The following is a 17309-nucleotide window of genomic DNA, read 5'->3' as shown; positions in this document are numbered from 1 at the left end:
AAAAAAAACCTAGTCATCGAAATGACTAGGTTTGTTTAAATTAGCTGCAATTGAGCAAATGGCTTACTCAGCTACAGGATTAGCTTTTTTTGGCGGACGGCCACGAGGGCGACGAGGGCGGCTCGGTTTGTCCTTATCTGCCTTAACGTCTTCTGATTCGGCATCAGTTGTTGCTTCAGTCGGAGCTACTGTTTCTTCAGCCGCTGCTTTTGCTTTGCTTGCTGCTTTTGATGGCGCAGGTTCCTTCGCTGCAGGAGCTTCAGCTACTGTTTCTTCTGTAGCTTTTTCCTCTGCAGGAGCAGCTTCAGGTTGTACCACTTCAGTTGACTGATTAAGTTCAAGCGGTTGTTGTGCTGGTTCAACTGTTGCTTGTGTTTCAGCAGTTGGAGCAGCAACGGTTTCTTCTGCTACAGGAGCAGGAGTAGCAACTTCTTCTTGAGCAGAATGTTGTTGTTTCACTTGCTCAAATGCTTGTTCCGCAGCAAGTTTTGCTAAACGACGACGCTCACGCGGGTCATTTGCAACACGTGGAGCTGGTGCTTGCGGCGGAGTAAGCGGAAGTACTGGTGCAGGTTCTGCTTCTTCAGCCGGTTTGTGGCTTGGAAGTTCTGCATCACGAGTTACCGGCTTTTTCTCTTCCGTTTCAGCAGTAACTTCAACTACTAACGTACTTGCGTACTGTTCTGCAAATTTCTGCAAAGCACGATTAAACGTTGGGACTAGACCAAATTGTTCAATCAATACGGTGCAATCTTCACCATACACATGACGGATTAAACTACCGATTGTGTGTTGTGCCAAAGTTGGAATTTGCGATGGCGCAATAGATGGCGTAGCTGCCTTAGCGTGTTTAGCCTCACGTTGCTGACGACGACGCATACGAGGGTCATTGCTAGCACGTTTGATTTGTGGCTGAGCAGCTTCTTGGCTTGGCTGAGCTTCTTCTTTGGTTTCAACTACAGCAGCTTTCTCGGCTACAACAGGAGCTGGAGTTGGCTCTTGAGCAACTTCAGTAGAAGTCGTTTCAACTCGCTCAACGTGACGACGCTCAGGCGTAAGTGCGACAATCTCACTTTGACCTTGATCAACATTGATGATTAAAGCAGTGTTCATGACATCATGCTTAGGTGCATCAATCACATCAACCTTAATTTGTTTTTCATCAACAACAACCGGTGTATTTTGATTTTCATTTAATACACTTGGATCGCGGTGGCGATTTGGACGGTTTGGACGTTGTTGATTATTACGGTCACGACGTGGCACAGCATTTTCAGTGTGTTGTACATCATTATTTTGATGTTGTTGATCTTGCTGCTGTTGACGTTTTTGCTGACGTTTTAACTCACGTTGTTCTTGGCGTGACAATTGAACCACTTCTTCATGAACTTGATGTTGCTGTTCATGTGATTGGTGATGTTGTTCACGTTGCTCTTTATGTTTACGCTTTTTGTTGTTCTGACGTTGTTGCTGAGATTTATCATCTTTTTCAACATGTTCACGAACGTCTTGTTTCACAGGTGACTGTGAAATATAAGCGTTATTTGATTGAACTGGCGCAACTTCTGCAACAGCAGGTACGGCTACTTGACCGAACTGTCCGCGGCTTACTGCGCCTGTATTCACCATTTGCTCAATCGCAGCAGCAGCATTTTGTGCTGAACGAGATTGATCAACTGTTTGCGCTTGTTTTTGAACAAACAGGTTTTCTAACCATGCACATGGGCTTGCTGCTTTTTGAGCAGAAGGTTGTGCTACAGGTTGAGTTGCATGATTTGCTTTTTTCTGAGCCGCAGCATGAGTTGAAGCTGTAGCAGTTACATGAGCATGGCCATGATCTGCTTCTTCTAAATGCCATTCAGAAGACTCATAACCTAACTCTTTCTCGCTAGAACGGGTTGCTTCTGTACGTTCATAGCTAGATGGAGCAAAGCCATCTGGGTTATATGCAATTTCGTAATGTGGAGTTTCTAAGTGCGGGTGTGGCAATACAGTCACACGTACACCAGAAGTTTGCTCTAAATACACCAGACTATGGCGTTTTTCATTAAGCAAGAAGGCTGCGATTTCAACTGGAACTTCAACCTGAACTTCACCATGACGTTCACGAAGTGCAATCTCTTCAACTTTACGCATAATTGAAAGAGAAAGCGAACGTAAGTCACGAACCATGCCTGTACCATGACAGCGAGGGCATACATAACCTGTTGCTTCTTCAAGCGATGGGCGTAAGCGTTGACGGCTCATTTCCATTAAGCCAAAACGAGACAATTGACCGAACTGGATACGGGCACGATCGCTTTGTGTTGCTTCACGAAGCTTTGCTTCAACCATACGTTGATTGCGTTCTTTAGTCATATCGATAAAGTCGATAACTACTAAACCGCCAATGTCACGTAAACGAAGCTGGCGAGCAATTTCTTCTGCTGCTTCAAGGTTAGTATTCAGTGCAGTTTCTTCAACATCATGTCCACGAGTCGATTTCGCAGAGTTAATATCGATTGAAACTAAAGCTTCAGTCTGGTCAATCACAATTGAACCGCCAGAAGGAAGTTTTACTTCACGCTCGTAAGCAGTTTGAATTTGGCTTTCAATACCAAAATGAGCAAACAATGGCTCGTTTAAAGTATAAGTTTTTAATTTGTCTAATTGGCGAGGCATCACTGCTTTAACAAAGTTATATGCTTCGTTATAAGCCTGTTCGCTATCAATTAAGATTTCAGCAACGTCATCACGTAAGTAATCACGAATTGCACGTGTTACTACACCCGCTTCTTGATGAACAAGCATCGGAGAAGGGCCTGAGCTCGCTGTACCTTGAATTTGTGCCCACAGGTCAAGCAAGTGTTGTAAATCGAGCTGTAATTCTTCTTGAGTACGCCCAATACCAGCAGTACGAACAATAACGCTCATACCACGAGGTACATTTAAAGAAGCTAAAATTTCTTTTAATTCTTCACGTACTGAACCTGAAATTTGACGGCTAATACCACCACCTTTCGGGTTATTTGGCATAAGAACTAAATAACGGCCTGCAAGGGAAATAAACGTAGAAAGTGCTGCACCTTTATTACCACGTTCTTCTTTTTCAACCTGAACTAAAAGCTCTGTGCCTTCAGTAATAAGTTCACGAATGTTTGAAGTTTGACGTGGGTCTGCCTGAAAATAGCTATTCGCAATTTCACGCATAGACAAGAAGCCTTGACGACCTGCGCCATATTCAACAAAAACAGCTTCTAAAGATGGTTCTACGCGGGTGACATGGCCTTTATAGATATTGGATTTTTTCTGTTCTCGGGTACGATTCTCTAAATCAAAATCGTAAAGACGATTACCAGTGATAAGTGCAACGCGAACTTCTTCGGCATGAGTTGCATTAATCAACATACGTTTCATGGGTGTGACACCTAATAGTGACTCACACAAACAAACCAAACAAACTTAAAGGTTCTGAACGAACATCGAACATGACGGATCATTTCCCAGATCTCAAAATACTTGTGGTCTGAGTCATCTGTTACCGGCTACATTTAGCCTTAGCTTCGATTCTCGTCTGCGATGTAGGCAATACTGCTTCAACCTTTAAATCGGAATTCCTTTTTGCTTCACTGGCGGGTGAGCGGTGCATTGGTTAATGACTTTCACTGTCATTGGGCGCGAAGTGACTTCTTTATTGGAAGTTTGATACGGAATGCTCATCGTATCGGTGCTTTCGGCAGTTCCAATGCATCAACGCTTTAGCCTGAAGGCAACATTAAGGAGCGATTTGTCTGATGTGTATCAGTTTACGTTCCATAACCAACTAGAGTTGGTAACATATTTTTTTGAACAAACTGAATTAAACGCAACAGTTTGTCATTTTGCCGATATAATAAGCCTTCGGCGTCGGCATAATTCTTTAGGACCTGTCCGAGCTGGTGATGAAAGCATCATTTAGATTGAGGTTTCAATCAGGGAAATTTCCCTTTAGATGTTCACTTACGGTGGTATCCGTGCGCTGACTATATCAAACCTTGCAGCATCTGCCTATGGGCTAAGCTTAGATTTCTTGTGAAAAAACTAAGCTAATCGGTCATTTATTAATCAAATTTCGTAAAATTTCAGGTTTAAATATTAGTATGAATTCTACACAGCAATGGCAAAGTGTCACTTGGTTTGAGGTGGATGAGCATCAAGCAGGACAACGAATCGATAATTTCCTGTTTTCACGTTTAAAGGGTGTGCCAAAGAGTCGAATTTATCGTTTGATTCGTGAAGGTCAGGTTCGCGTGAATAAAAAACGTATTAAAGCCGAGACCAAACTTGCAATTGGGGACCAGATTCGTGTTGCGCCTATTCGCTATGAACAAAAAGATGAAACTGCTATTCCTGTAAGCGACAGTGTGGCTCAAGGTTTATTAGGCCGTGTGGTCTATGAAGATGAAGGACTATTAGTTGTAAATAAACCATCGGGTATTGCTGTACATGGCGGTAGCGGCGTGGCTTATGGTTTGATTGAGGCACTACGCGCGGCAACAGGTAAAAAATATTTAGAACTGATTCACCGTATTGACCGCGATACTTCTGGCCTAGTTATGATTAGTAAGAAGCGTAGCACTTTAAAACTGCTACAAGATATGTTGCGTGAACACAAAATTCGTAAGACCTATGCAGCGATTGTAAAAGGTCAGGTGAGTCTTGATAAACAGCTCATTGATGCTCCTTTATTTCGTTATGAGTTAGCCAATGGCGAACGTCGTGTACGTGTATCTAAAGAAGGTAAGCCAAGTAAAACCGAATGGGTAGTTGCAGAGCGCTTTAAAAATGCCACTTTAGTTCATGCATCTCCTTTATCAGGGCGTACCCATCAAATTCGTGTACATGGTTTAAGTATTGGACATCCGTTGGTGGGCGATGATAAATATGGGCACAACACTGCATATACGGGGCCTGAAGCACGCCGTTTGTGTTTACATGCCATGCGTTTGGATATTCCGGGTTACCCAACGATTGAAGCACCGTTGCCAGAAGACATGACCCAGTTATTAGAGGCTTTGAGAGTAGCAAAATGAGTCTGAAAACCGAATTAGTGATTTTTGACTGGGATGGTACTTTATATAATTCTGTTGGTCAGATTGTTGCAAGTTTACAGCATGCGGCAGAAGAGCATAAGTTAACTCTGACTGATGAAGCCGCAAAGAGTATTATCGGTTTAGGTTTGCCGGAAGTGATGCAGACCTTATTTCCAGAAGTACCTGATTTGCATGATTCGATTTTAAAAGCATATGGCGATCACTATATTGCCAACTCGACAAATGATGCATGGTTTGAAGGTATTTCTGAACTACTTCATGACTTAAAAGCTCAAGGTTTAAAACTTGCAGTTGCGACGGGTAAAAACCGTCGTGGATTAGACCGTGTGATTGCAAAAACACAGAGTACTCATCTGTTTGATGTTACTCGAGCAGCCAATGAAACCCGTTCAAAACCGGATCCGCTCATGTTACAAGAAATCTTGACTGTAACTGGAGTAAGTGTCGAACAGGCAGTTATGATTGGTGATAGTAGTTATGACCTTGAAATGGCTCAGCGTTTAGGTATGCCTCGTATTGGGGTGGGCTATGGAGTGCACTCGGTCGAAGTTCTACAACAGTTCCAACCTTTAACCATTGCTAAAGATGTACCTGAGCTGCACAACTTTTTAAGAGAGTATGCAAAGTTATCTACTGTAGACGTAGCGTAATTTAAAATGATGTAAGAAGGAGGAATTTATTCCTCCTTATTTTTAAAACTAAAGAACAATAAGAAGAGAAAAAATGAGCCGCTCTATTCGTCTATTAAATCTTTTACAGCAACTCCGTGAATCTCGTTATCCCGTTACTGCTCAAGTCTTGGCTGAACGCTTGGGAATTAGTATTCGCAGCATTTACCGTGATATTGATAGTTTACGTGCTCAAGGTGTCAGAATAGATGCATCGGCAGGTTTGGGGTTTCAGCTTAAAGAAGACATTTTATTACCACCGGTTACTTTTAATGAGAATGAAGCCGAGGCTCTATTTTTAGCTTTAGAGTGGTTGAAAGACGTTCCAGATCACGCAATGAAATCGGCAGCCGTTTCAATTTATTCCAAACTTTATGCAGTTTTACCAGAGCACCGGAAATATTTGATCGATGACATGACGCTAGGTGTTACACATTACTGGCATCCGGTTGATGAAGCTTTAGTAGAACAAGTACGTTTAGCGATTCGTAAACAAGTAAAGATCAAAGTCGATTATTGCGATGAACACAAGCGTATGAGTCAACGTTCTCTTTGGCCTTTTGCTTTAGGGTATTTACATGACAAAGTTGTACTTGCTGCTTGGTGTGAATTACGGCAGGCATTTCGCCATTTTCGGATAGATCGTATTCATAACTTGCAAATGAGTGAGGAAATATATCCTGAATTTAAAAAACATCTGTTTCAAAGATGGTGGAAACAAGAAATGCAAAGGACTACTGACAAAAACTGACAAAAGGTATTTGTAGACTAGGAATCACGATAAACAAGGAGCAATAAGAATGAGTCTTAAACTTTATACTAACAATGAATCGCGTGGTGTCGTTATAGACTGGCTTTTGGTTGAGCTTGGCGTGGAATGTGAACGTATTGAAGTAGCATACCGAACCGAGATGAAATCACCCGAATATTTAAAGCTTAACCCGTTTGGGAAAGTGCCTGTATTGGTAGATGGCGATGTCGTTATTTATGAATTAGGTGCAATTTGTGCATATCTGGCAGACAAATTTAGTGACAAAGGTTTGGCACCTGCTTTAGATGATCCGAAACGTGGTTTGTACTATCGTTGGCTCTTTATGATGGCGGGTCCTTGGGAAGCTGCTGGTGTAGATAAAGCTTTAGGAATAGAGATCTCACCTGAGCAAAAAATGTTTGTGGGTTATGGTGATTATAACGATGCTTATCAAGCTTTAGTTCAAGGACTGAGAGAAGCAAATCCGTATGTATGTGGTGAACAATTTACCGCCGCAGATGTAAGTGTTGGAGCCATGCTATTATGGCAATTAAAAATGAAAACGATTGAATCGCACCCAGCCATTACACGTTATGTTGAAACGATCAAACAGCGCGAAGGCTTAAAACAAAGCAGTATGGGCCAACTGTTGTAAGTATAGTTATTCTTAAAAGCCCCCTAAATGGGGCTTTTTTGTTTTTTTAATAAAGGTCTTAATTGGTAAGAAAGCCAGCAGCAACGTTAATACAAATCGCTAAAATGGTCGTGTTAAAGCCAAAAGATAATACAGCATGAAATAAGTTTAAAAGACGCATATGTTTGTTCGTAATTGAAACATCGGCGGTTTGTGCTGAGGTACCAATAATATAGCTAAAATATAAGAAGTCAGGGTAGGTCGGATGTTCGGTACCCGGGAAGTCTAACCCACCGTTCTCTTCATTTCTGGATAGAGCCATATAAAAGTCATGGGCATAATGCAAAGCGAAAACAGTATGCATGAAAAGCCATGCTGAAATAATGGTGAGTAAAGCTAACGCTACATGTCCTAACTTTTCATAATGCCCAGAAGGGAGCTGGGAAAGTTGTACCAAAATCGCAACTAGACTCATTGTGATGGCCAATAAAACAATGAGCATAATGACCCATTTACTTTCGTCCTGTTTTTTGGCTTGCTGTTGCATTTGTGAATGGTCGGCACTTCTCATCAGTTTCCAGACATGGAGTAAATATAAACTGATTGAGCCATTCCAGCTTGCTAATAAAATGGTAGACCATTTCCATGAAGTGAGCCATGCCAATAAACTTGCAACAACCACTCCAAAAATTAAAGCAATAAAGAAGTGAGGGCGGTTTTGTACACTACGTCCTAAATGCTGAAATAGTCCAACCATCTTGTTAACTCTCCTTGCTGTTATCTTAAATATATTTTTTACTATTTGGTTAATTTAACATTAAGTTTTATATAACCTTTATACTTTAGATCGTCATTTTTGTTTTTATTAAGTGTGACAATCTAAAATATAATAAAAATTATCTCAAATTAATTAATCGATAAAAGATATTAAATAAATTTTAATTTCATTTTTTTATACATGCATTTAAATTTTCTAACTCATTTATTATTTAATAATAAGCGTAAATATACCTAAAGTGCTTAATCTAGATTTTTATCAAGATGAAATACTTTGTTGAGTTGATCAATAAATCTTTTTACACCGACTGACTCTGTGTTTTTACGATAACTAACAAATAAATCTAAAGAAGGTAATTCGACATCTAGAGGGCGAACTACAGTGTTAGAAACCCCTAAAGGCGCGACATAGGCAGGTAAAATAGTACAACCTAAGCCTGAACCAATAGAGTTTATATTAAGTAAAATGCTATCGGCCTTTTGTACAATATTGAGGTCAATACCATGAGTTTTAGTAAACTCTAAAATTGTATTGTGTAGTGTATTAGATTGTTCAGCTGCCGGAATAATAAAATCAATACCATGCAAAGCTTTGACCGGAATACGGTCATATTTCGCAAGTGGATGGTTTCTTGGTAATAAAAAAATTAAAGGTTCTGTTAAGACAAATTGGCTTTGGATTTCATCATTTTCAGTATTATCACGGGTAAACGTGATGTCGAGTTCACCTCTTTTTAAGGCTTTGAGTTGCTCAGCGTTATTTAAACTTGATAATTCAATGGTGAGGTCAGGGTGTTGTAAGCGCAGATTTGGAAGTACGTATGGAAAAATTTTCATTTCTGCGATGGGGACGAAACCGATACGTAATAATTGTTGTTTAGCTTTTGAGACCTGGCGGGCCATCGCTACTGCTTTATCAGCTTGAGCAAGCGTTAAACGGGCATGCTCTAAAAATACTTCACCTTCTTCTGTTAACTCAACTTTACGTTTTGTGCGGTTTAAAAGTCGTACCCCGACATCTTCTTCTAAATCTTTAATTTGTTGGCTAAGGGAGGGTTGAGCAGTATAGAGTTTGAGAGCGGCCTTACTAAAATTTAATTCTTCAGCAACTGTAATGAAATATCGAAGATGGCGTAATTCCATAAGACTAATCCAAAAAATGTCTTACTATGATTTAAGCAAAGTATAAAGCATAAAACTATATAGCGTGAAGGTGCTTTAGGTATTTATAAAATAAATGAAAATTTATAAATCATTATGAAATTAATATGAAATTTTATTTAATTATTAATTTGTAAAATATATTAATTCATATTCATAATCAAAGTGATTTTAAATTTAGGAAAGAAATTTAAATTACTTTCCAGAAATTCACTTAAAGTTTTCTCATATTATGAAAAAAAGTATTGTTAATTTAAGAATTGAGGATCTTAATTTCTAACAAAAAATATGTAAGGAGTATTTTGTTAATAAATGTTTCGGTTCATCTTGCTATATTTTTTTAGTTTTTTCAATGCATGTGCTGCTTGGTTTAATAGTTTATATATGAAGCAAAATTGATAAAATTGAGCAGTTTTAAAAATAAGAGATTAACCACAAAGAAACTAGCTCACCTCTGTTGTAAGTCTTTGCTTATTATATTCTATTGTTATGTTATACAGTAGCTTTTAATAAGAATAGTAATTAAGGAATCACAAACTCAACACATCTAAACATTTTTTTGTGGCACTTTAGATTGATCTATGTCGGCTGTGACAAAAATAAAATGGATATTTATATGATAAATAAGTGTAAGTGTCATAGCTTAATTTATTTAAATCGCTAAGATAGAAAACTGAATGATTCATCCTCCTGATGCTACAACCATAGAATAAGCCCATGAAAGACAAGCCGACATTAACTTATCAATTGCCGACTCAGTCCTGTTGGACGCATACATGGATAAAACCGCCTTTTTGTCATCCTGAACTGGGCCATGAAAATGACACCCGTTTTTATAATCAGCAGCCTAGATCGCCTGCACGAGGATCGAAAGAGTTATTGCGTTGGTTAGTCACTCGTGAGTCTTATACTTGGAATGTTGATATTCAGAATGAATATGATGTACGTGTTAATACACCAATTGCTTTACCACAAAACCGTCCACATGCGGATTTAGATGATTGGCAAGTTTGGTTTGTAGGGCATGCTACGGTACTCATTCAAATTGGACCTTATAACTTTATTACCGACCCGGTATGGTGTGACTACGCAAGTCCTTTACATGGTCGTGGTCCACGCCGTGTATGCCCAGCGGGTTTTGCTTTAGAACAGTTACCTACCATTCATGGGGTATTGTTGAGCCATAACCATTATGACCATATGGATTTAGCAACGCTTGAGTGGCTTCATAAGAAGTTTGCTATGCCGATTTATACAGGGCTTGGCAACGGATTTTACTTACCTAAAGAGTTCCATGTAATTGAAATGGATTGGTGGCAGGAAATTCCTTATCACGAATTAAGAATTGTTTATACACCTGCTCAGCATGGCTCGGGGCGGGGTTTACGTGACCAAAATAAGGCACTTTGGGGCGGTTTTTCGGTTTTGGCGAAAACAGGACATTGTTTTTTTGCGGGTGATACCGGTTATGCGGGCCACTTCAAACAAATTCATACGCGCTATGGCGCGCCGCGTGTGGCCTTACTTCCAATCGGAGCTTATGAACCTCGTAAATTAATGAGCTATGTTCATATGAATCCGCAAGATGCAGTTCATGCGCATTTAGATTTACAAGCACATCGGTCGGTGGCAATTCACTATCGAACTTTTCAGTTAACGGATGAGGGGCGTGAAGATCCTGAACATGCATTAGCTCAAGCCATTAAAGCTTCATCAAAGCTTGCTAATCCTTTTTATTGCATTCGAGAAGGGCATAAATTGACTGTCTAAAATTCATTGTTTCGTATTAAAAAAGCCAGTTCAATTTGAACTGGCTTTTTATTATTTTGGCTTAAATTAAGCTAAGTCAAAACGGTCAAGATTCATGACTTTAGTCCATGCAGCAACAAAGTCTTGAACAAATTTTTCTTTACCATCTGCCTGAGCATAAACTTCGGCTAATGCACGTAAGATAGAATTCGAACCAAAGACTAAATCATTACGTGTTGCGGTAAATTTCACTGTGCCTGATTTACGGTCTTTACCTTCAAATACTTCACTTGTTGAATCAACAGGTGCCCATACATTCGACATGTCGAGTAAGTTTGTGAAGAAGTCTGTGCTGAGTACACCAACTTGCTGAGTGAAGACACCATGTTGAGAACCATCCCAGTTAGTGCCCAGTACACGTAAACCACCAATCAATGCAGTTAACTCTGGTGCAGTTAAAGTCAGTTGTTGTGCTTTATCAATTAATAAGACTTCAGCTGGTGTGTTGACTCCCTGTTTTTTCCAATTTCTGAAACCGTCAGCAAGACCGAGCAGTAATTGGAATGATTCAACATCGGTTTGACTTTGTAATGCGTCAACACGACCAGGGGCAAACGGAACGGTAATATTGAAACCTGCTGCTTGAGCAGCTTGCTCTACACCAACATTACCAGCTAACACGATTAAATCCGCCAATGACAATTGGGTTGATGCCTTGAGTTCTTCAATTTGAGTTAAAGTCTCAACAGCTTTTTTGTTTACTTCCCACTCACGTTGTGGTGATAAAGCAATACGTGCACCGTTTGCACCACCACGTTTGTCTCCACCACGGAATGTTGATGCTGATGCCCATGCAAGAGAAACCAACTCACCTGCAGATAACCCTAGAGCAACGATTTTTGCTTTTGCATCAGCAATGCTTGCAGAAGATGGTGTAGCGCTAGCAGCAGGTAATGGATCTTGCCAAATTAAATCTTCAGCAGGAACTTCTGGACCTAAATAACGTGCTTTTGGTCCCATATCGCGGTGAGTTAATTTAAACCAAGCACGAGCAAAAGCATTGGCAAAGGCTTGTGGATCGTTAAGGAAACGACGAGAGATCTTTTCAAACTCAGGGTCAAAACGTAAGGTCAAATCTGTAGTAAGCATGGTTGGCTTACGTTTAATTGATGGGTCGAAAGGATCTGGAATGATGGCTTCAGCATCTGCCGCTACCCATTGAATTGCGCCAGCAGGTGAACGTTCTTGTACCCATTCGTATTTGAAGAGGTTTTCAAAGAAGTAATTGCTCCATTGTGTTGGCGTTTGTGACCAAATAACTTCTAAACCTGAAGTGATCGCATCTTTACCGACACCTGTGCCATAGCTGTTTGCCCAACCAAAGCCCATTTGTTCAATTGGTGCACCTTCTGGGTCTGCTTGGACATGGTCAGCAGAGGCAGCGCCGTGAGTTTTACCTAAAGTATGACCGCCAGCAATCAAGGCAACAATTTCTTCATCATCCATTGCCATGTTGCCGAAAGTGGCACGAATAAACGGTGCTGCTGATCGTGGGTCACCACTCGCTTGTGGTCCTTCAGGGTTCACATAAATTAGGCCCATTTCGGTTGCAGCAAGATTACTGCCCGCCAATGCTTCAGAGTTACGATGAGCTAACCATTCTTTTTCATCGCCCCAGTTTACATCGTTGTCTGGTTCCCAAACATCTTCACGACCGGCACCAAAACCAAAGGTACGGAAACCAGAAGACTCAAGTGCGATGTTCCCGGCAAGAATAAATAAATCGGCCCAAGATATTTTTTGACCGTATTTTTGTTTAACTGGCCATAGTAAACGGCGTGCTTTATCTAAACTTGCATTGTCAGGCCAACTATTTAATGGAGCAAAACGTTGTTGACCACGACCGGCACCACCACGGCCATCGCCCATACGATATGTACCGGCAGCATGCCACGCTAAACGGATAAATAAGCCCGTATAATTTCCCCAGTCGGCTGGCCACCAGTCTTGGGAATCGGTTAATACATTTTTGATATCGGCTTTAAGTGCGTAGTAGTCGAGTTTTTTAAATTCTTGACGGTAATTAAAATCTTTACCGAGTGGATTAGAGCGTTCTGAATGTTGATTAAGTAAGTCAACACGTAATTGATTTGGCCACCAGTGTAAATTAGCCGTGCCACCACCGACTGTTACTTGCGGTTTTGAGTTATGACCTGAAAAAGGACATTTTGATTCGTTTGACATGATTATATTCTCTCTGGGTAATATTTATTGAGCTCTTAATAAAACTGAAGGCTCATTTTCCTGGACTTCTGGGTTAAAAAAATGATGCGTATCGAATAAAGAAATGAGAGAACAAGTGGTGAGAGAAACCGTTTTAAAAATTTTTCACTGTTATGTCAGCTCATCAGTTTTATTCAACAATACATGAGTTTCCTTTGTTTATTATTCCTTCAATTTACTGCATGAAGGCTAAAAAACAAGAGGGAAAATGGTTCAAATTTTGCAAATAATGACGCATGGCATGAGCTCCTTAATCATTGAAACATCGCAATATCTTTCAATTTCGTTCTTTAAATATACTAGAATCTGATTGTTTATTTTTCAAATGGATTAAATTGTCCATATTAATTGGTAAAACCGATTTTTGGGGGAATTAAAGATCAGGAGTGCGCTAAGTGGCAGCTTAAAAATAAAGAGAAAATTTAAAAATAGATGAATTGAAAAAGGAGAGCTTTTTGACTCTCCTTTTTTAAGTATTTATACGCTTACAAGGCGGTTAGATTTAACCATATCGGCTAGACCGTGAGTTTTAAAGTAGTACTCAAGCCAGCTTTTTACAATAAGCGGATTATTCATTTTCATGACATCATCAAGCAGCTTTTGGGCATCTGACATTGGGACATGGCAAATTGCTTTTCGGACGCGCAAGATGTTACTTGAACTCATCGAAAGGGTATTGAAGCCCATGGCCATCAGTAAGATTGCCGATAACGGATCACCCGCCATCTCACCACAAATACTTACCGGTTTTTGGTATTTATGGCATTCCTTCACGAGTCGAGTTAAAGCCCGCAAAATAGATGGATGGAAGTGTGAATAGACGTTTGCGACATGCGGATTATTACGGTCCACAGCAAGTAAGTATTGAGTTAAGTCATTTGAACCAACCGAGAAGAAATCGACAAGTTCGGCGAACTCATCAATTTGTAGCAGTACACTCGGTACCTCAACCATAATCCCGATTTTTGGTTTGGTAATTTTAACTTGTTCTTCTTCTTGCACTGCAATCCAGTCACGCTCAAGTAAATAAAGTACTTCTTCGACTTCACTTACTGTCGTTACCATTGGCAATAGGATATGCAAATTATTTAAACCAATACTGGCTTTGAGCATTGCCCGGATTTGTGCTGAGAAAATCTCCGGATGATCGAGCGTGAAACGAATACCGCGCCACCCTAATGCCGAGTTCTCTTCTTCAATACTGAAGTAAGGTAAGTCTTTATCGGCGCCAATATCGAGGGTACGCATGACTACCGGCTTATTGGCAAAGTGGCTCAACTGTTGGCGATAGATGGCACGTTGTTCTTCTTCACCTGGGAAACGTTCCCGTAACATGAATGGAATTTCACTACGGTACAAACCCACACCTTGAGCGCCACGTTGTACACCGCGGACTACATCAATCATAAGGCCCGTGTTCACAAACAGTTGAACAGAGACACCGTCTGGTGTAATCGCTTCTTTGGTCTCATATTGTTTGAGATCTTTTGCGATTTGCTCGTCTTCTTTTTGAATTTCTTTATAACGTTGACGTAAACGACGTGGAGGGTTTACAAAAACACGGCCCTGATAGGCATCCACAATCATTTCTGCATCATCAAGCGTATTTACAGGTAGTTCGGTTACGCCGACAACCGTTGGAATACCTAATGCACGGGCAACAATCACCATATGCGAATTGGCTGCGCCTTCTGACGTCACAATAGCTGCGATATTATCTACTGGTAATTCTACTAGCGCTGCGGTACTAATTTCTTCACCAATTAAAATACTGTCTGGGCTAAGTTCACGGTGGCTCGAATCTTCTTCTTGTAAGCACGCTAGAATACGTCGCCCTAAGTCTTTAAGGTCAGAAACGCGTTCACGAAGATAATCGTCCTCCATTTGTGCAAATAGGGCAGTGTGTTTTTCAATTACACGGCGCACCGCACCTTGTGCCCAATGCCCATCACGAATCAGTTCTTTAATTTCTGCAGGTAAGGCATTTTCATCTAGCATTCTTAAGAATACGCTAAACAAAGCCCGTTCTTCTGCCATGAGCGAGTCATGCATTTTTTCATCTAAAGAACGAATCTCTGAACGTACCGATGAAATAGCTTGATCTAAAATGCGGAGTTCATCGCTGATATCTTCTGCTTCGCGGTCAGGTACTGAACCTAAGTCGGCAGGCGGATATAAAATAATAGCGCGACCTAAAGCCACCCCACCTGCACCGGAAACGCCTTGAAAGGTCTTATAGGCAGGCCCATTGCTTGGCTTACGAAATACATCAATATTTCCAACCGCATGCGCATGTGCAATAACACCTGAGAGCTGCGCACATAAGGTGACTAAAAATGATTCGGCTGCTTCACTAAAATCTTGAGGAAGTCGATTTTGGACAACTAAAACACCCATTACCTTACGGCGATACATGACGGGTACGCCAAGGAATGAGTTATAAATTTCTTCGCCCGTTTCAGGTAAATACAAAAAGCGTTCGTGCTTTGGCGCATTGTCAAGGTTAACAATTTCTTCACGTTGCCCAACCAGACCCACCAAGCCTTCACCTAACTGCAATGAAACATGCCCAACAGATTCTGGATTTAAGCCTTTTGAGGCCATCAATACATAACGTTGATTGCGTTCATCAAGTAAATAAATAGAGCAAACATCCACTTTCATGGCCTCAGCAACCTGATTGACCATAATGTCTAACGATTCATGCAAACTCACGGACGCATTAATCTCTTGGACAATGCGTCTTAGAGTGTCGAGTTGCATGTTTGACATGGATGTATACTCCAGTATTTTTTTAGACTATGAATGTATTTATAACAGCACTTTTAATAAAAATCATTTGCTAGATAAATGATTTTTAGGGTAATTGTTGCACTGGCAACTGTGTACACAACTCCACCATGGCTTTACGGTAAACATCACGTTTGAAGTTCACCACTTGACCAAGAGGATACCAATAGCTAACCCACTGCCATTCATCGAATTCAGGCGGGTCGGCGAGGTTTAACTGAATGTTTTTTGCAGGCGCAGTTAACTTCAGTAAAAACCATTTCTGTTTCTGTCCGATACATACGGGGTCAGAGTCTGACCGAATATACCGATGTGGCAAACGATAACGCAGCCATCCTTTGGTTTGCGCAATAATCTGGACATGCTCGGGCAATAAGCCGATTTCTTCTCTCAGTTCTCGAAAAAGTGCCTGTTCAGGGGTTTCTCCAAACTGGATGCCTCCTTGTGGAAATTGCCAAGCATTGTGACCAATGCGCTTTGCCCATAAAACCTGTCCATCATCGTTTGCCAAAATGATCCCGACATTGGGTCGGAAACCTTCTGAGTCGATCATTTGGCTACCTAAATATTGTCTATATCGTTGACTTCGATCACGGGGACAAACACTTTTTTATGTCCAGCTCGAAAAGATCAAAGTAAAATGTTTAAATTGTTACGATCTTAACGAATTTCTATCGACTAGCGGAGATAGATTTACATTTTTTTTCTTAAATTTCAGTTTAAACGAGAATTTTCATGAAACTGGCGTTGTTTGATTTAGACCATACCTTATTAAATACCGATTCAGACCACTCGTGGGGTGAATTTTTAGTCAATGAAGGTTTGGTTGATCCGGTTCATCATCGTCAGATGAATGATAAATTTTATGAAGACTACAAAGCAGGGCAACTAGATCCATATGCTTATAATGAGTTTGTTTTCGGCTTTCTAACAAAGCATGACAATAACTACTTAACTGAGCTTCATCAGTTGTTTATGGAAAAAGTGATCCGTCCTCAAATGCGACCAAAAGGTTTTGATGCAATCAAAAAACATCAAGATTTAGGCCATACCATTGTAGGTATTACCGCAACAAGTGATTTTATTACTGCGCCGATTTTCCGTGAATTTGGAATTACTGAAATCTTAGCAACTAACGCCGAGGTTGCTGATGGTAAATATACAGGTAAAGTGGCGGGTTTAGCGTGTTATCAAAAGGGCAAACTTGCACGTCTTGAGGCATGGCTGGACGGTCGTAGCGTTTCTGAGTCTTGGGCTTATTCAGATTCAATTAATGACCGTTTTTTACTTGAATATGCAACGCATGCGATTGCAGTCAACCCTGATGATCGCCTTGAGAAACTGGCTCAAGAACACAACTGGGAAATTCAGGACTGGTCGATTTAATTTAAAGCAAGAGCTTCCTAGAAAAATGTAATATTCCG

The 17309-nt window shown here is 40.5% G+C and carries 12 protein-coding genes; 6 read left to right on the top strand and 6 right to left on the bottom strand.

From position 1 onward, the window contains the following. Nucleotides 1-63: 63 nt before the first annotated feature. On the bottom strand, nt 64-3396 hold the full coding sequence (locus tag R5R67_RS00915; RefSeq protein ID WP_000827319.1) for an Rne/Rng family ribonuclease: 3333 nt from the start codon (nt 3394-3396) through the stop codon (nt 64-66). A gap of 722 nt (nt 3397-4118) precedes the next feature. Between R5R67_RS00915 and R5R67_RS00910 the strand changes: the two genes are divergently transcribed. The 4 genes from R5R67_RS00910 to R5R67_RS00895 all read left to right on the top strand — a co-directional run bounded on the left by R5R67_RS00910 (nt 4119) and on the right by R5R67_RS00895 (nt 7146). After that, entirely contained in the window at nt 4119-5051 is a 933-nt protein-coding gene (locus R5R67_RS00910) for an RluA family pseudouridine synthase (RefSeq protein WP_001089408.1), read from the top strand. Next, the gene (locus R5R67_RS00905; protein WP_000054126.1) at nt 5048-5722 is read left to right on the top strand and encodes an HAD-IA family hydrolase; all 675 of its coding nucleotides are present in this window, start codon (nt 5048-5050) and stop codon (nt 5720-5722) included. The genes R5R67_RS00910 and R5R67_RS00905 overlap by 4 nt, the downstream gene beginning before the upstream one ends. Nucleotides 5723-5795: 73 nt before the next feature. Further along, on the top strand, nt 5796-6491 hold the full coding sequence (locus R5R67_RS00900; RefSeq protein ID WP_000091414.1) for a helix-turn-helix transcriptional regulator: 696 nt from the start codon (nt 5796-5798) through the stop codon (nt 6489-6491). Nucleotides 6492-6540: 49 nt separating this feature from the next. Continuing rightward, nucleotides 6541-7146 carry a glutathione S-transferase family protein gene (locus R5R67_RS00895; RefSeq protein WP_000053843.1) on the top strand — a complete coding sequence of 202 codons (606 nt, stop codon included), beginning with the start codon at nt 6541-6543 and terminating at the stop codon, nt 7144-7146. Nucleotides 7147-7204: 58 nt separating this feature from the next. On the opposite strand, the gene R5R67_RS00890 is transcribed toward R5R67_RS00895, so the two are convergent. Further along, nucleotides 7205-7882 carry a DUF1345 domain-containing protein gene (locus R5R67_RS00890; RefSeq protein WP_000232918.1) on the bottom strand — a complete coding sequence of 226 codons (678 nt, stop codon included), beginning with the start codon at nt 7880-7882 and terminating at the stop codon, nt 7205-7207. A 263-nt stretch (nt 7883-8145) separates the two neighbouring features. After that, entirely contained in the window at nt 8146-9045 is a 900-nt protein-coding gene (hcaR, locus tag R5R67_RS00885) for a DNA-binding transcriptional regulator HcaR (protein WP_000423241.1), read from the bottom strand. Nucleotides 9046-9780: 735 nt separating this feature from the next. Between hcaR and R5R67_RS00880 the strand changes: the two genes are divergently transcribed. Further along, on the top strand, nt 9781-10833 hold the full coding sequence (locus R5R67_RS00880; RefSeq protein WP_000653392.1) for an MBL fold metallo-hydrolase: 1053 nt from the start codon (nt 9781-9783) through the stop codon (nt 10831-10833). 66 nt (nt 10834-10899) lie between these two features. Here R5R67_RS00880 and katG read toward each other — a convergent pair whose 3' ends face one another. The 3 genes from katG to R5R67_RS00865 all read right to left on the bottom strand — a co-directional run bounded on the left by katG (nt 10900) and on the right by R5R67_RS00865 (nt 16438). After that, on the bottom strand, nt 10900-13056 hold the full coding sequence (gene katG / locus R5R67_RS00875; protein WP_000064294.1) for a catalase/peroxidase HPI: 2157 nt from the start codon (nt 13054-13056) through the stop codon (nt 10900-10902). Nucleotides 13057-13572: 516 nt separating this feature from the next. Then, nucleotides 13573-15867, bottom strand: coding sequence for a phosphoenolpyruvate--protein phosphotransferase (gene ptsP, locus R5R67_RS00870; protein WP_000069121.1), 2295 nt, complete (start codon nt 15865-15867; stop codon nt 13573-13575). A gap of 85 nt (nt 15868-15952) precedes the next feature. Continuing rightward, nucleotides 15953-16438 carry an RNA pyrophosphohydrolase gene (locus R5R67_RS00865; RefSeq protein ID WP_000567254.1) on the bottom strand — a complete coding sequence of 162 codons (486 nt, stop codon included), beginning with the start codon at nt 16436-16438 and terminating at the stop codon, nt 15953-15955. Nucleotides 16439-16620: 182 nt separating this feature from the next. Between R5R67_RS00865 and R5R67_RS00860 the strand changes: the two genes are divergently transcribed. Continuing rightward, nucleotides 16621-17271: an HAD family hydrolase gene (locus R5R67_RS00860; protein WP_000761586.1), complete on the top strand. Its 651-nt coding sequence runs from the start codon at nt 16621-16623 to the stop codon at nt 17269-17271. The last annotated feature ends 38 nt before the right edge of the window (nt 17272-17309 follow it).

The sequence above is a fragment of the Acinetobacter sp. OYA S30 genome, assembly GCF_033599315.1.
GTDB classification, from domain to species: domain Bacteria; phylum Pseudomonadota; class Gammaproteobacteria; order Pseudomonadales; family Moraxellaceae; genus Acinetobacter; species Acinetobacter baumannii.
This window is presented reverse-complemented; position numbering and strand designations above follow the sequence as displayed.

Bases quoted from the DNA above. Each gene is read 5' to 3' on its own strand.
- R5R67_RS00905 (WP_000054126.1), top strand. From the start codon at position 5,048: ATGAGTCTGAAAACCGAATTAGTGATTTTTGACTGGGATGGTACTTTA.
- R5R67_RS00900 (WP_000091414.1), top strand. From the start codon at position 5,796: ATGAGCCGCTCTATTCGTCTATTAAATCTTTTACAGCAACTCCGTGAA.
- hcaR (WP_000423241.1), bottom strand. From the start codon at position 9,045: ATGGAATTACGCCATCTTCGATATTTCATTACAGTTGCTGAAGAATTA.
- ptsP (WP_000069121.1), bottom strand. From the start codon at position 15,867: ATGTCAAACATGCAACTCGACACTCTAAGACGCATTGTCCAAGAGATT.
- R5R67_RS00860 (WP_000761586.1), top strand. From the start codon at position 16,621: ATGAAACTGGCGTTGTTTGATTTAGACCATACCTTATTAAATACCGAT.
- R5R67_RS00910 (WP_001089408.1), top strand. From the start codon at position 4,119: ATGAATTCTACACAGCAATGGCAAAGTGTCACTTGGTTTGAGGTGGAT.
- R5R67_RS00880 (WP_000653392.1), top strand. From the start codon at position 9,781: ATGAAAGACAAGCCGACATTAACTTATCAATTGCCGACTCAGTCCTGT.
- R5R67_RS00915 (WP_000827319.1), bottom strand. From the start codon at position 3,396: ATGAAACGTATGTTGATTAATGCAACTCATGCCGAAGAAGTTCGCGTT.
- R5R67_RS00890 (WP_000232918.1), bottom strand. From the start codon at position 7,882: ATGGTTGGACTATTTCAGCATTTAGGACGTAGTGTACAAAACCGCCCT.
- R5R67_RS00895 (WP_000053843.1), top strand. From the start codon at position 6,541: ATGAGTCTTAAACTTTATACTAACAATGAATCGCGTGGTGTCGTTATA.
- R5R67_RS00865 (WP_000567254.1), bottom strand. From the start codon at position 16,438: ATGATCGACTCAGAAGGTTTCCGACCCAATGTCGGGATCATTTTGGCA.
- katG (WP_000064294.1), bottom strand. From the start codon at position 13,056: ATGTCAAACGAATCAAAATGTCCTTTTTCAGGTCATAACTCAAAACCG.